Origin of the sequence: Pseudomonas sp. R9.37 (assembly GCF_963878885.1) — a bacterium.
GTDB lineage: Bacteria > Pseudomonadota > Gammaproteobacteria > Pseudomonadales > Pseudomonadaceae > Aquipseudomonas.
Genome location: NZ_CAWNZA010000004.1, coordinates 185291 through 198850 on the forward strand (window position 1 = coordinate 185291; position 13560 = coordinate 198850).

Consider the following 13560-nt stretch of genomic DNA (forward strand, 5'->3'; position numbering starts at 1 on the left):
CTCGCTTAGAACGCGATACCGACCTTGAAACCGTACTCGTCACGCTTGAGCTTGGTGTTGTCGGCGACATAGGAGTCGTCGTCCAGCTTGTATTCGGTACGGGTGTAGTACAGGCCCGCCATCACTGGCAGGTCGCCTTTCTGGTTCATCAGCAGGCTGACTTCAGCGTAAGGGTTGGTGCGGTCCTTGAGGTCCACGGTGTCGCTGCCCACGCCATCGACTTTGAGCTTGGCACGGCCGTCGATGGTACGACGGGCACCGGCTTCGACGCGCAGGGTCATGTCATCGAACTGGTGGTTGTAGCCCAGGGCCGCCTTGGCGAACGGCGACTTGTTGGTGAGCTTGACGTCGTAGTCATTGGTGTCCGGCTCGTAGCGGGTCCAGGTATAGCCGCCACCCACAATCACGTCGACAAAGTTGCGCGCGTCGAGCGCGGCACGCCAGCCGAGGTCCAGGTCAGCCTGGCCTTCCTTGAGTTTGTTGTCGCTCTTCTCGCCGTACTTGGCTTCGATCCCGGCCTGGTAGATAAAGCCGGATTCAGCGGTGAGCTTGTTGCCGAAGTTGTAGAACAGGCCCGCTTCAGGCATGTGGTCCTTGTCGCTTTCGTTGCCGCCTTCAAGTTTGAAGTCGTTGTAGCTGCCCTGCAGACCGAAAACGGAAATCGGGCCTGTCGGTGCAGCGGCGAACACCACGGCAGGCGCAGCGACCAGCGCCAACAGCGAGGAGCCCTTGAGGAATTTTCCGAATAGCTTGGACATCTTTTTAAATCTCCTTGTCTGGTGAGCAAATTATTCAGGAATCGCTTCGAACCTCGGCTTTCGCGAAAGGTTCGAATTAATTTGCATCGATTTGGAGAAAAAACGCTTCAGCGCAGGCTCTATCTCAAGCTTCTTTGGAAATTGCCATCACTAGGCCATTAAGGCTTTCGCGAAGAAGAGGATGCGCCGGCAGGCGAATACCCAAGGTGCCATGCAGCACCGCCAGCAGCTCATCGACGCTCTCGATTGCGCGCTTTTCACTGGGCTGATCCAGGCAGTGGACCGCAAAGTGGGCGTTGTTCAATGTGTAGCGTTTACCCGGCGCGAGCAGTGCAGCTTTCAATTGGCCAACAAACACCGAATCCGGGTGTGTCGACACGTACCAGTTGCCGATTTCATAGTCCCTGTCCGCCTGCACCTGCAGGTCAAACACATACAAGCCACGCCACTCCTCGCCCACCTTGGCCCACAAGGTGTAATCGGCGCCATTGAACGTCAGCCGATAGGGCTCGTGGGCGGTGGCCTGGGTCGCCTCGGTGTCCAGTTGCAAGGGGCTGCTCGGCACCATGCCGCCGAAGCCGACGTCGGTGACATAGCGCACGCCCTCCAGGGTGACCAGGCTCAGGCGATGGGTGCGCCCGGTGCGCGCATCTACCGGCCCGCCCATCACGACCCAGCCGGTGAGACCGCGCGCCTCGAAACCCAAATCCTGCAAGAGCGCGAGAAACAAGTGGTTCAACTCAAAGCAATACCCGCCACGCCCATCGAGCAGCACCTTTTGCTCGATGCTCGGCAAGTCGATCGGCACCGGGCAGCGCAGCAACGTCGACAGGCTTTCAAAGGCAAAGGTGCACACATGGCGCAGCTGCAATTGCTGCAGGGTTTGCAGGGTCGGCGGCGGCGGCGTGTCGTAGCCCAGGCGTTGCAGGTAAAGCTGGCGATGAGTCAAACGGGGCATGGCGCGATCCTTGAGCGCGGGGCGAAGCGCTCACTATGCCGGGCCAATGCGCGACTTGTCATTTTGACTGAACCTTTTTGAACACTCACCTATCCATCTATAACAAGACAGGGAGGCAACATGAGTACCGCAAAAATCTACACCATTAATTACCAGCTTCACGGCCAACCGAAGTCCTTTGTGGTGCGCGCGGAAGTGATGAACAACGCCGAGGCGTGGCATTGGGCCGCGGTGGATGCCGACATCGCCCATGTCAGCCGCATCGGGCGTGTGGGTCACGAGCAGGTGAAAAAAACCACCCGGCCCTGGGCGGAAAAGTTCGGTATTACCGACGTCACCTGGGTGCCACCCAAATAAGCACAAGCCCCGCAATGGCGGGGCTTGTCGTGTTTCTTCAAGTAGTTTTCAAGTCGCCCAGCGGATCATAGGGCGGCTTTTTTTTCGGCTGTTTTTCCTTGTCCAACGGCGCGATCGCAGGGCCGATGGGGTCGACTTGCGGGTCGGCCACATCGGGGGAATCCGGGTCAAAACCCAGTTCGTCCTTGCCACTGCCATGCTCGTCTGAACGCGGGCCTTGCGGGGGATTACTCACGGCGATCTCCTTGTTTTAAAGCGGGCGGGCTTTGTCATGAAGGTGTTCAAGGTCTTGCTCGACCTGTTCCACATCGTCGTCCTGACGCTCCGCCGGGTCGTTGGGGCGCAACGCATCGTTGTCGCGCTCCTCTTCACCGGGTGTGCGGTCAGGGTCAGGGGTGCCGGGCGGCGGCTGTTTGTATTCGGGCATGATGGTTTACCTCACGGGGGCTACACAGATGTAGAGAAACCGCGCGAAGCCATCGTTCAACTTGATTGCGCAAAGCATGCGAAGATGCCACCCCGCCCCTTCTTGAGACCAGACCCGGATGTTCGAGCTCAAACCCTGTGACCCCGCCACTTTCCGCCAGCAGACCCGCCGCAGCACCCTGATCATTGCCGTGCTGTTCGTGGCCCTGGCAATGCTGCTGTCGAGCCTGGCGGTCATGCTGTTCGGCGAACCCGGCGGTGACAACTTGCGCTTCAACGTCGGCGGTGTGTTTGCCGGGGTGTTGATCACCGTCGCGTTGGTGCGCGGCCCGTTCTGGACCCAGCCCTGGCTCGCGCCGGCGGTGTATGGCTGGCAGCTCAAGCGCAGTTTGATGAGCGTGACCAACGTGATGCACAAGGTCACCGAAGGCGTGCAGGCCAACGACCCGGCGGCGATCAAGCTGTTGCGTTTTTACCACCTGGGGCTCACGCAGATGCATGCGCTGGACGCCAACTCCAGTGCCCAGGCGCAATTGGTCGGCGAGATCGACGCCCACCAGGCGAAGATGCAGGCACTGGGCATCGACACCGAGCAAACCCGCCTCGACCCCGCATGGCTGGACAGCCTTAAAAGCGCCTAAACCAGCACGCCGATGCGCTGTTCATCCGGCCAGAACAGCGCGGCTTGCCCACACGACTGGCCGGCCTTGTCGAGCAAGGTCCAGACCACCCCGGCGTAGATCATGAACGGCTGATGGTGCGCATCCACGCGCCAGCCGCTGTAGCCCTGGGCGATACCATGGGCGGTCACCTGCTCAAGCAATACCTGGCGTTCGGCGCGATCACGCTCCGAGGCGCTGAAGCGTGAAGGCATGCCGATAAACGTCTCGCAAGGGTATTTGAAGCACTGCAACGCGCACGCATTGGCGTAGGTAAAACGCGGGTCGGCGGCGCCGTCGTGGGCCAGCAGGCTATAGGGTGCGTGGGCGTGCAGCCAGCTCAGGCGCTGCTGCGCGTTGAGGTGCTCCGGCGCCGGCAGCCCCTGGCCGCTCCAGTGTCGATACGACTCATCCAGCACCCGCACGAAATCTTCTTGAAGGCACACCACACCACCTCACCTGGTCAGTTGGAAACCTGAGTGCGCCAGCAAAATACCGCGCTCACCGCGATGGCCGCGCCCGCCAGGCCGAACACCCACGGCGCTGACGCCACCGGCAGCAACAGGCCCGCCAGCAACGGCCCGAGGCCCGCGCCGACATCGCGCCACACCGCGTTCGACGCCAGTGCCGAGACGCGCATCGAGCCTGGGTTGCGCTCGGCCACCAGGGTGGTCACCAGCGGCAGTTGCAGCGCGCGCAGCACCAATACCGCCGCCGCGCCGACGATCACCCAATAACTGCCGAACGCAGTCAGGGCCAGGGCACTCAAGAATGAAAACAGCAACAGCATCGACGTGGCGCCAAAGCGTTGCGCCGCACGGCCGCCCAGGGGGCTCAGGAGCATTTCCGAGGCATACCGCAGGGCCATCAAGCCGCCAGCGATCAGCACCGCATCGCCGCCGAGAATCTTCTGCGCCTGGATCGACAGGCCAAAAATAAACAGCCCGTCCAGCGCCACGCCTTCGATAAACGACCAGGTCGCCACACTGTCGGGCCACTTGAAGCGCCGCCCGGTGCTGTGCAAATCATGCCCGGCGGTGGGTAAGCCACGCGCCACCCACAAGCCCGCCAGGCAGCAGCCGGCAAGCATCACAAAAATCGGACGTGGGCCGGCCCATAAGGTCAACCAGCCACCCAGCGGCAGTGCCAGCATCGGGCCGAGGGCGATCATCGCGCGTGAACGCCCCGCCCGGCGGGCTGCACCAGCGGGCTCGGACGTTGCTAATACTTGGGTCGACAGGTTCAACGCGGCAAAACACAGGCCCCAGATCAGCCGCAAGCCCAGCAGCGCAGCGAACCCCGACAGCAGCGAGTTGCCCAGGGCGCACACCGTCGCCGCGCCGGCAGCAATCATGCACGTCAGCCGGTCACCGTTGCGCGCATAGAAATTGAGCACGTGCCGATAGCCAAAAATCCGCACCAGGCGGTTGGCTGCCAACAACACCCCGGCCTGCGCCAGCGTGATGCCAAAGGCCTGGGATTCCATCGGCAACAGCAGGTACAGCAACACGTCGCTGGGCAGGCATAACGCGAGGGTCAGCGCGGCCCGTCGGGACGTGGTATCGGCAGTGCGTTGGGCCAGGCTGGACATAAAGCTGAAACATCCTGAAATATTCAGGCCGCCACGTTAGCCTTCCCACGGCGGACTTTACAACGCCCCATTACGCCTTTTTCTCATAGGGCAGCAAACGCAGACCGCTGGCCACACTGCCCACCAACGCAAACACGCAACCCAGCCACAGCGCGTATTGCGGGCCACTGCCCAGGGACAGGTGAAAACACAACGCCACCAATGACGCCCCCAGCGTTTGCCCCAGCAGCCGCGAGATCGCCACGATGCCGCTGGCCCCGCCGCTGCGGGCCAAGGGTGCGCTGGTCATGATCGCCTTGAGGTTGGGCGATTGAAAAAAGCCAAACCCGGCGCCGCACAGCGCCATGCGCCAGCCGATATCAAAGGCCGACGCGCCGCTGCCCAGGGTTGCCAGCGCCGCCATCCCCGCACTGAGCAGCAACAGGCCGATGCCGCACAACACGCCCAGCGACACGCGGTCTGCCAGGCGCCCTGCGACCAGGGCCATGACCGCAACAACGGCCGGCCACGGCGTCATCAGAAAACCGGTTTCCACCTGGCTATGACCAAGCACCGCCTGCAGCAGAAACGGCAATGACACAAACGCCAGGCCCTGGGCGCTGAACGCACAGATCGCAGTCAGGGAAGACAGCGCAAACACCGGGCGCTTGAACAGATCCAGAGCCAGCATCGGCGCCGGGTGCCCAGCCTGGCGGCGCAACAGTAACGCACCGCAGACCAGCGCCACGGCGATCAGGCCCAGGGTCAGTGCGCCCTGGGCGCCGTGCACCGCCGTGCCCAGGCCAAGCACCAGCAAGGCGAACAACCCGGCACACAGCAGCGCGGCGAGGCGGTCGAACGCGTGACCGGTCATGGGCAATGTCGGCAATGAACGCAGGCCCAGCCCCAGGGCCAAAAGGCCCAGCGGCACGTTGATCAGGTACAGCCAGTGCCAGCTTGCCACCGACAGAATCGCCGACGCGGCAGTCGGCCCGAGGGTGAACGCCAGCCCCACCACCAGCGAGTTGTAGCCAAGGCCGCGCCCGAGCATTTTTGCCGGGTAGATATGCCGCAGCAACGCGGTATTCACGCTCATTACCGCCGCCGCGCCCAGGCCTTGCGCCACGCGCGCGGCCGTCAGGGTCAGCAACGACCCGGCCAGCCCGCAAAACAGCGACGAGACAATAAACAGCAGCAACCCACCGAGGTATACCCGACGGTGCCCCCACACATCACTCAACGAAGCGAATGGCAGCACCGTGGCGATAATCGCCAGTTGGTAGGCGTTGACCACCCAGATCACCGAGGCCGAATCGGTGCCGATGCCTTCGGCCAATGTGGGCAGCGCGGTGTTGACGATGGCCGTGTCGAGGGTCGCCATGCCGATCCCCAATGAAAGGGCAATTACGGCCGGCAAGCGTTTATTGGAGGGCAACCCATCGGCAACAGAAGACATGAACAATCCGGCGCTGGTAACAAAGGCCCCTAGAGTACGGGCAGACGCGGATTTTTTCAGTGGCCAATTGCCTGGCTGTCAGAGTTTTCATGTTTGCCACCGCCAACGTCGTGGCGAGCGGGCTCACGATGAAGTGCGGCCTTACTGTGGCGAGCGGGCTTGCCCGGCGTTGGAGTGCGGAGCGCTGCCCTTGCAGTCGCTGTGGTGTATCTGACAAACCCGGTTGGCCGCCCTTGGGGCCGCTTCGCAGCCCAACGCGGGGCAAGCCCGCTCGCCACAAAAGGTCAGGCTCCATCACGCTGAGCCAGCCCCCCACAGTAAGCCCGCTCGCCACAGCAAGCCCGCTCACCACAGGTTATTCACTCGCCACGGCCCCCCACAATCAACTCACTGCCCAACCATGCGGCCAGGTATTCACCGGCCTGGACCACGCCCGCTTCCTCGCCCAAACGCGCCACCAAAAATTCACACAACCTTGCAAAACGGCCGTCGCCCTGCACATGCAACAAAGCGTCAAGCTCCAGCGCCTGCACCTGACGCAAGCGCGAGGTGAACTGGCGCCGCCAGACCAACAAGCCGCCCGCCTCCTCCAGCATCACCGCCTCGGGCGGTTCGGTTTCCTGCCACAGCGCAGACCATATGGCCTCGGCATTGGTGGTCAACGCATGGCAACGCAGCGACGGGGTCAACTGCAAAACCGCGCTGTCCCAGTCCACTTCAGCCAACGCGTGCACGGGCACAGGCAACGCATCGGCGGCGACGAACGCCTCATTCAACGCCGACTCGATCCAGGCCAGCTCATGCACATCGGGGTTGTGCGGGAACACCGTCTTCAACGTCGCGTAGAAACCTTCGGGATACGCATCCAGCGTCCAGGCATGCGGCGGATGCTGGTCGATATGGGCGATGCTGGCCGCCAGAAAGGCCTCATCGCCCAGCCATCGACGCAGGTTCGGGAACGCCTGCTCCAGGCAGCCCACCAATTGCGCGCGGTAGTTGTTCTGGTACACCGCCAGGCCTGCGCGGTGATTGCCCAGCACCTGCGCGGCCTCGTCCGAGGCGCTCACCAGCCAGGTGCGAAACGCCTGCTGCCACTCGGCCAGGTTCATCGCTGCGCTGCCAAGGCACGGGCCGTGGACAGCTCCTGAAGCAACTCGGCCAGCGGTGGAAGCTCATCGTCGCGCTCGATCATCACCGCCACCGGCCCCAGTAACGCGATGGCGTGGGCATACAGTTCCCACACCCCGGCACACACCGGGCGGTCGTGGCTGTCGATCAACAACGCGCGGCCCTGGCTATGGCCGGCCAAATGCACCTGGCGCACGCGTTCGGCAGGCATGCCCGCGAGAAACGCCAGCGCATCGAAGCCATGATTGCTGGCACTGACAAACACATTGTTCACGTCCAATAACAGCTCACAGCCGGTACGCCGGGCCATGGCGGCAATAAACTCCCACTCGCTCATGGACGCGCCATCAAACGCCAGGTAACTGGAAGGGTTTTCAACCAGCAGCGTGCGGCCGAGTACTTCCTGGGCCTGATGAATATTGGCGCAGACCCGGTCCAGCGCCTCCTCGGTGTAGGGCACCGGCAATAAGTCGTGGGCATTGAAATTGCCCCTGCGCGACCAGCTCAAGTGGTCGGACACAAACAACGGCTCAATTTCATCGACCAGCGCCTTGAGGCGCTGCAGGTAGTGCGGGTCAAGCCCTTCAGCGCTGCCGATGGACATCGACACCCCGTGCAATGCCACCGGGTGCCGTGCGCGGATCTGGCGCAGGATGTGCCGGGGCTGGCCGCCCTGGACCATGAAATTCTCGGAGATCACTTCGACGAAATCCACGGGCACCGAGGTCTCCAGGAAGTCGCAGTAGTGTTCCTTGCGCAGGCCCAGGCCATAGCCCGAAAAGGGCGGGTTGGATGTCAGCATGGCGGCTCTCCAGTAAAACTGCAGGCGCGGGTTTGCGCGCGAAAAACTTGAGCACGCTGTGCACTGTCTGCACGCCCGCGTCCTCGTTAACGCGCTTCGTGGGCAAGCCCGCGCCCGCAGGGGTGATGGTTTATTTCGGTTCAGTCAGGGTGCCGCCGGCCTTGAGGCATTCGGATGGGGTCTTGACGATCACGCCCTCGCCCTTGCAGCTGTTGAGGCCCTTGCAGTCGTGCTTGGCGGTGGCGCACAGGCTTTCGCCCTTGCAGCTGTTGACGCCATAGCAGCGGCCGGGTTTTTCCTGCTGGTCGGCGGCACTGGCGGCACTGGCGGCGCTGGCGAATGAAGCCGAAGCCATAGCGATCAGGGCGGCGGCAGCGGCGAGGCTCAAGCGGGATTTGAGTGCAGTGTTCATGGTGTTTTCCTGTGTGGGTGTGTGGGTTACTTGATGACAGACGCGGCGTCTTCGATGACCTTCGCCACAGCCTCAGGCTGGGCGATGTACACCGAGTGGCTGGCCTTGATTTCGGTGACCCTGGAGCCGGCCCGCTGGTACATCCAGCGTTGCAGTGCGGGGCTCAGTGCGCGGTCGTCGGTGGACACCACCGCATAGGTCGGCTTCTTGTGCCAGGCCGCAGCCCACACGGTGCCGCCGAACAGCGCGGTGGTGGCCGGCACTTGGGAGGCGGCCATGAAGTCGGTGCGATTGGTGGTCAGGTCGGCGGCAAAGTCGGCGTTGAACCGAGTGCGGTCGAAGAACAAGTGGCCATCGCGGCTTGGCTTGATGTCATCGCTGGGCGCGGGCATGGAGCCAATCAGCTGGGCCATGTTCTCGCCCACTTCCGGCTGGAACGCCGAGACGTAGACCAGCGACTTGACCTTGTCGCGATCGCCCGCAATCGAGATCACCGCACCACCGGAGCTGTGGCCCACCAGCACCACCGGCCCCACTTGCTGCTCGAGCACTTCGCGCGCCTCAGCCACGTCGGCGGCGAGGTTCTCGTGGCTTTGATGCACCACGGTGACCTTGTAGCCCTTGTGAATCAGGATGTCGTGCACCACACGCCAGCCGGACCCGTCGACAAACGAACCGGGCACGATCACCACGCTTTTGCCGGTGCCGGGCTGCGCGGTGTCGGCCGCCTGGGCCAACAGCGGAACGGTCATTGCCATCGCAATGGCCAGGGAAGAAAGCATTCGCATCGGGACTCTCCATCAGGGTTGTAAAGGTTTGCTCAACAGCAAGCGGTCCAGCGACCAGGCTCCGCCGCCATAGGCCAGCAGCGGCAGCAGCAGGCCCGCCCAGGTCAGGTGCACCGGCCAGGCGTCGGGGTACACAAACACCTCGATCACCAGGGTCATGCCCAGCAGCGCAGCGGCGGCCGGACGCGTCAGCAAGCCCAGCAACAGCAGCAGCGGGAACAGGTGTTCGGCGTAGGTGGCCAGGTGCGCAGCCCAGTCCGACGGAATCAACGGCAAGGCATATTCGGAACGGAACAGCGCGTAGGTCGACGGTTTGAGGTTCAGAAAACCCGTGACCTTGGTGCGCCCCGACAGGAAGAACACCGCTGCGATCCCGAGCCGCGCCACCAGCAACAGCAGTGCCTGGGGCAGCAGGCGCTGGATCACGGCTGTTCCGTCAGGCTGCCGTAGCCCTTGGGGGTCTTGATCTGGGTGCAGGTGCCTTTGTCCACCAGCACCCAGGCGTTGCCCTGATAGTCGGCGGTGGCGGTACCGGCGCACGAGGTGCCCTTGCCGGCAGCGCAGTCGTTGGCGCCGGCGAGGGACACGCCGAAGCACTTTTCCTGAGGTTTGGGCTCATCGGCATGAGCCACCGCCGCGAAGGCGCTGAGGGACAGGGCGAGGGTTGCCGCAAGGGCAGCGTAAGGACGCTTCATCGGTGTATCTCCTGGCTTGACTGAGTGTGACCAGGGCGCGAATGGCGGTGCGTGACCGCCAGCGCCGGCTGGTGAACAGAGTTAAAGCCAGGCGTGTATCCGCTCTGTGTCGCAAACACGACAGAACGTCATGCCGGTGTATCAAGGTGGTGCGCGGATACACAGCGATACACAGTGAATAACCCACCGCCAAATAGGCGCCGATTTATTCGGCATCCCGAACGACACAATTAGAAATATTCGCCTTTCCGAACGAAGCCCTTCAGGCGACCTAGACGACCCTAAAAATCACCATAAATTTCATGCGGTTGTTGTCATCTTTGTTACATGCCAACTGGCATACATTCTGCTTTATCCCTGTTTCTGGTAATAAAATGTTTCAGCTTTGAGACAGTCTCATCAACTGAAACACAATCCGTGGCACGCCAATAAAAACGACAACGCCCCAAAGGAGGGCGACCTTTCCGACTTTTTGATCGACATCAACTTTCCAAGACTGCTGCTGCACATCTGTACCCAAAAGGGCGAATGGCCTGATCGCCAATAACAAGCCTGACTATAAAAAGGACGAATTGATGAGCTCGAGCAAGAACCACGCAGTGTCCTTCATGGACGCAGAACCCCTGGCCCCGGCGTGCGCCGAAAGCGCCCTTGGTTTTGGCCCCTTCCTGTTACTCGCACGCCAGCACGTATTGCTGCGAAACGGTGAGCCCGTCACCTTGGGCAGCCGCGCCCTGTATTTGCTGATTGCCCTGGCCACCCGCGCCGGCGAACTGCTGGAGAAAGCCGAGCTGATCTCGTTCGCCTGGCCCAAGGTGGTGGTGGAGGAATGCAACCTGCGCGCGCAGATCGTCGCGCTGCGCCGGGCCTTGGGCGACGATGGCAACTTCAGCTATATCGTCACGGTGCCGGGCCGCGGCTATCGCTTCGTGGCGCCGGTGACCGTGCAGGCGGCCGGCGAAGACAATCTGCCGGTGCCCCACGCGCGCGTCCTTGAGCCCTCTGTCGCGCCGCCGTCCTGCGAAGTGATTGGCCGCGATGAGTTGGTCGACAGCCTTGCCGACCAGGTGCTGAACCAGCGGTTCTTGACCATCACCGGCCCTGGCGGCATCGGCAAGACCACCGTCGCCATGGCCGTGGCCCATCAGTTAGCCAACCAACTCAAGCTGGACACTTGCTTCGTCGACCTGGCGCCGGCCACTAGCGGGCAATGGGTCACCGGCATGCTTGCCAGCGCCCTGGGCATCCAGACGGTCAGCGACGAGCCGCTGCACAGCATCGCCGCCACCCTGGCCGACCGCCGCCTGTTGCTGGTACTGGACAACTGCGAACACGTGTTGCCGGCCACCGCCGATGCCGTGGAAACCCTCTTGCGCAGTGCCCCTCAATGCTACGTGCTGACCACCAGCCGGGAGCCGCTGCGCGCCGACGGCGAGCGCGTGCACGACCTGGCGCCGCTGCAAGTGCCCGACGAACACACGACACTCAGCGCCGTCGAAGCCCTGAAATGGTCCGGCGTGCGCCTGTTTGTGGAGCGCGTGCGCGCCCTTGACCCCGACTTTGTATTCAACGACGCCGACGTGGCGGCCGTCAGCGCCATCTGCCGCAAGCTCGACAGCAATGCGCTGGCCATCGAAATAGCCGCCGCGCGGGTACGCACCTTTGGCATCCAGGACCTGGTCGGCCTGCTGGACGGCAGCTTCCGCCTGCAAATGACCGGCCGGCGCACCGCCCTCGCCCGCCATCGCTCACTGAGCGCGACCCTGGACTGGACCTATTCGATGCTCAGCGGCGACGAGCAGGCGATGCTGCGCCAATTGGCGGTCTTCACCGGCTCCTTCACCCTTGATGCCGTCAAGGCCATGACTGCCAGCAGCGCCCTCGACCCGCGCAATGCCCTGCCCCTGCTCGAAAACCTGATGGACAAGTCACTGCTGATCGCCGGCGAATCGCAGTTGCTCAAGCGTTATCGCCTACTAGAAACCACCCGCGCCTACGCCCTGGAAAAGCTCGCCGAACAGGGCGAAACCAACGCCACCGCCGAACGCCATGCGCGTTATGCGCTTGGGGTGTTGCAGGAAGCCGGGCAGACCCTGGATGGCCTGTCACCGCAAACCTGGGTCGCGCTGTATGGCCCCGAGATCAACACGGTGCGGTCGGCACTCGACTGGGCCTACTCGACGACCGGCAACCTGCCGCTGGGGATTGAACTGACGTTGGGCGGCGTGCCGTTATGGCTGCGCCTGTCGCTGGTCAGTGAGTGCCGCAGCTGGGTTGACCAGGGGCTGGCCAGCGACGCCAGCACCCCATTGCCGACGCGCCAACGCATGCTGCTGAACACCGCGCTGGCCAGCGCGCTGATGCTCACCGACGGCACCGGCGGCCCGTTGCGTGAAGCATGGCGCCAGGTGCGCGAGGACGGCCGCGAACTCGGCGATGCCGAGCACAAACTTCGCGCGCTGTGGGGGCTCTGGGGTGATCGTTGTGCGTGTAACCAGTACGCCGAAGCACTGGAGTTGGCCGAGCGCTACATTGCGTTGAACAACAGCGGGAACCAGCAACTGCTGGGCAAGCGCATGCGGGCGGTGGTGCTGTTTCACATGGGCGACCTGGCGGGCGCCCGACAAAATATCGACGAAGCCCTGGGTTCACCGTCGGCCCCGCGCTCGCACATCATCGACGCGCTGTTTGATCAGCGCATCGCCGCACGCTGCCTCAAGGCGAAGGTGCAATTTATGGAAGGCGACGTCGACCCGGCCCTGCGGCTGATCGGCACCTGCGTCGATGAAGCGGTCTCACTCGATCACCCGGCGACCCTCTGGTACACCTTGTGCCTGGGGGCGATCCCCCTGGCGCTGCTGGCGTCCAACCTGCCGAAAATGCGTTATTACCTGGGCCTGCTGCAGGACAGCACCACCCGCCAGGACTTGCATATCTGGCGGCAATTTCGCCTGTGTTTCGAGAGCATCCTGCTGATCCGCCAGGGCTCGCCGGAAGAAGGCGTGCCACAACTTGGCGAAGCCCTGCAGCACCTGCAGGGCCAGGGTGATGGTCAGCTCTACAGTCTGTTTCGTTGTGAATACGCTTTGGGGTTGGCGCGCCTGGGCCTGGAAAAACTTGCGCTGGAAGTGTTGGAGGAGACGCTGCAATTGGCTATCGGCCGCCATGAGCGCTGGTTTGTGCCGCAGATGCTGCGGATCAAGGCCCAACTGACACTGCGCCAGGGCAACTACGGGTCGGTGGACAAGGCCAAGGTGCTGCTGCGCCAGGCGTGGGTGGATGCGCAACTGGCCGGTGCGCACTTCTGGCGGGCGCAGATTGCCACGGACTTGGCGCGGTTGCAGGAGCCTAAGTTACGCATTGCTTCTTTGCCCAGGTTTCAGCATCGCTGAGGGCATATCCGTTATTTGGGTGATGGCGGGTATGGGTTCCGCCCTTACGGCGGGTCACTTTGGAAAAGCCCCAAAGTAACCAAAGGGCTCTTGCCCCACCACTCGGCACCTCGCTCACGCTTCGGTGTGCCCGAACGAAGGCTTGAATCCGTGGGCCGC

At 63.0% G+C, this 13560-nt stretch carries 16 protein-coding genes; 3 read left to right on the forward strand and 13 right to left on the reverse strand.

Annotation, left to right across the window (positions count from 1 at the left end; translation table 11 throughout):
* Positions 1 to 5: 5 nt before the first annotated feature.
* Together AACU78_RS03860 and AACU78_RS03865 are read right to left on the reverse strand one after the other, a co-directional pair.
* The gene (locus tag AACU78_RS03860) at positions 6 to 758 is read right to left on the reverse strand and encodes an outer membrane beta-barrel protein (RefSeq protein WP_106579908.1); all 753 of its coding nucleotides are present in this window, start codon (positions 756 to 758) and stop codon (positions 6 to 8) included.
* 124 nt (positions 759 to 882) lie between these two features.
* Entirely contained in the window at positions 883 to 1716 is an 834-nt protein-coding gene (locus tag AACU78_RS03865; protein ID WP_106579909.1) for an arylamine N-acetyltransferase family protein, read from the reverse strand.
* A gap of 120 nt (positions 1717 to 1836) precedes the next feature.
* Between AACU78_RS03865 and AACU78_RS03870 the strand changes: the two genes are divergently transcribed.
* Positions 1837 to 2073, forward strand: a complete 237-nt coding sequence (locus AACU78_RS03870; protein ID WP_106579910.1) for a DUF6555 family protein — start codon at positions 1837 to 1839, stop codon at positions 2071 to 2073.
* Positions 2074 to 2110: 37 nt separating this feature from the next.
* Here the strand turns inward: AACU78_RS03870 and AACU78_RS03875 are convergent, their stop codons facing one another.
* Complete coding sequence (locus AACU78_RS03875; RefSeq protein ID WP_106579911.1) at positions 2111 to 2308, reverse strand: DUF6021 family protein; 198 nt, start codon at positions 2306 to 2308, stop codon at positions 2111 to 2113.
* Between the two features lie 15 nt (positions 2309 to 2323).
* A complete protein-coding gene (locus tag AACU78_RS03880; protein ID WP_164487946.1) occupies positions 2324 to 2500 on the reverse strand; it encodes a hypothetical protein in 177 nt (58 codons plus the stop codon).
* A 118-nt stretch (positions 2501 to 2618) separates the two neighbouring features.
* On the opposite strand from AACU78_RS03880, the gene AACU78_RS03885 reads away from it, so the two are divergent.
* Positions 2619 to 3140: a DUF3087 domain-containing protein gene (locus AACU78_RS03885; RefSeq protein ID WP_106579912.1), complete on the forward strand. Its 522-nt coding sequence runs from the start codon at positions 2619 to 2621 to the stop codon at positions 3138 to 3140.
* Here the strand turns inward: AACU78_RS03885 and AACU78_RS03890 are convergent.
* The 9 genes from AACU78_RS03890 to AACU78_RS03930 all read right to left on the reverse strand — a co-directional run bounded on the left by AACU78_RS03890 (position 3137) and on the right by AACU78_RS03930 (position 10009).
* Positions 3137 to 3577, reverse strand: a complete 441-nt coding sequence (locus AACU78_RS03890) for an MEKHLA domain-containing protein (RefSeq protein WP_106579923.1) — start codon at positions 3575 to 3577, stop codon at positions 3137 to 3139. The two genes, AACU78_RS03885 and AACU78_RS03890, sit on opposite strands and share 4 nt — an antisense overlap.
* Before the next feature lie 44 nt (positions 3578 to 3621).
* Positions 3622 to 4749: an MFS transporter gene (locus tag AACU78_RS03895; protein WP_106579913.1), complete on the reverse strand. Its 1128-nt coding sequence runs from the start codon at positions 4747 to 4749 to the stop codon at positions 3622 to 3624.
* Between the two features lie 70 nt (positions 4750 to 4819).
* Positions 4820 to 6184 carry an MFS transporter gene (locus tag AACU78_RS03900; protein WP_106579914.1) on the reverse strand — a complete coding sequence of 455 codons (1365 nt, stop codon included), beginning with the start codon at positions 6182 to 6184 and terminating at the stop codon, positions 4820 to 4822.
* Positions 6185 to 6543: 359 nt separating this feature from the next.
* Positions 6544 to 7293, reverse strand: coding sequence for an HvfC/BufC N-terminal domain-containing protein (locus AACU78_RS03905; RefSeq protein ID WP_106579915.1), 750 nt, complete (start codon positions 7291 to 7293; stop codon positions 6544 to 6546).
* Entirely contained in the window at positions 7290 to 8114 is an 825-nt protein-coding gene (gene bufB, locus AACU78_RS03910) for an MNIO family bufferin maturase (protein WP_106579916.1), read from the reverse strand. The genes AACU78_RS03905 and bufB overlap by 4 nt, the downstream gene beginning before the upstream one ends.
* Before the next feature lie 130 nt (positions 8115 to 8244).
* Positions 8245 to 8526, reverse strand: coding sequence for a BufA2 family periplasmic bufferin-type metallophore (gene bufA2, locus AACU78_RS03915; RefSeq protein ID WP_106579917.1), 282 nt, complete (start codon positions 8524 to 8526; stop codon positions 8245 to 8247).
* A 26-nt stretch (positions 8527 to 8552) separates the two neighbouring features.
* Positions 8553 to 9314 (reverse strand): alpha/beta fold hydrolase, encoded by a 762-nt coding sequence (locus AACU78_RS03920; protein WP_106579918.1) that lies wholly within the window; start codon positions 9312 to 9314, stop codon positions 8553 to 8555.
* Positions 9315 to 9326: 12 nt separating this feature from the next.
* Positions 9327 to 9740 carry a DoxX family protein gene (locus tag AACU78_RS03925; protein WP_106579919.1) on the reverse strand — a complete coding sequence of 138 codons (414 nt, stop codon included), beginning with the start codon at positions 9738 to 9740 and terminating at the stop codon, positions 9327 to 9329.
* On the reverse strand, positions 9737 to 10009 hold the full coding sequence (locus AACU78_RS03930) for a BufA1 family periplasmic bufferin-type metallophore (protein WP_106579920.1): 273 nt from the start codon (positions 10007 to 10009) through the stop codon (positions 9737 to 9739). Before AACU78_RS03930 ends, AACU78_RS03925 begins: the two co-directional genes overlap by 4 nt.
* A gap of 575 nt (positions 10010 to 10584) precedes the next feature.
* Here AACU78_RS03930 and AACU78_RS03935 point away from each other — a divergent pair.
* On the forward strand, positions 10585 to 13401 hold the full coding sequence (locus tag AACU78_RS03935) for an ATP-binding protein (protein WP_177410128.1): 2817 nt from the start codon (positions 10585 to 10587) through the stop codon (positions 13399 to 13401).
* The last annotated feature ends 159 nt before the right edge of the window (positions 13402 to 13560 follow it).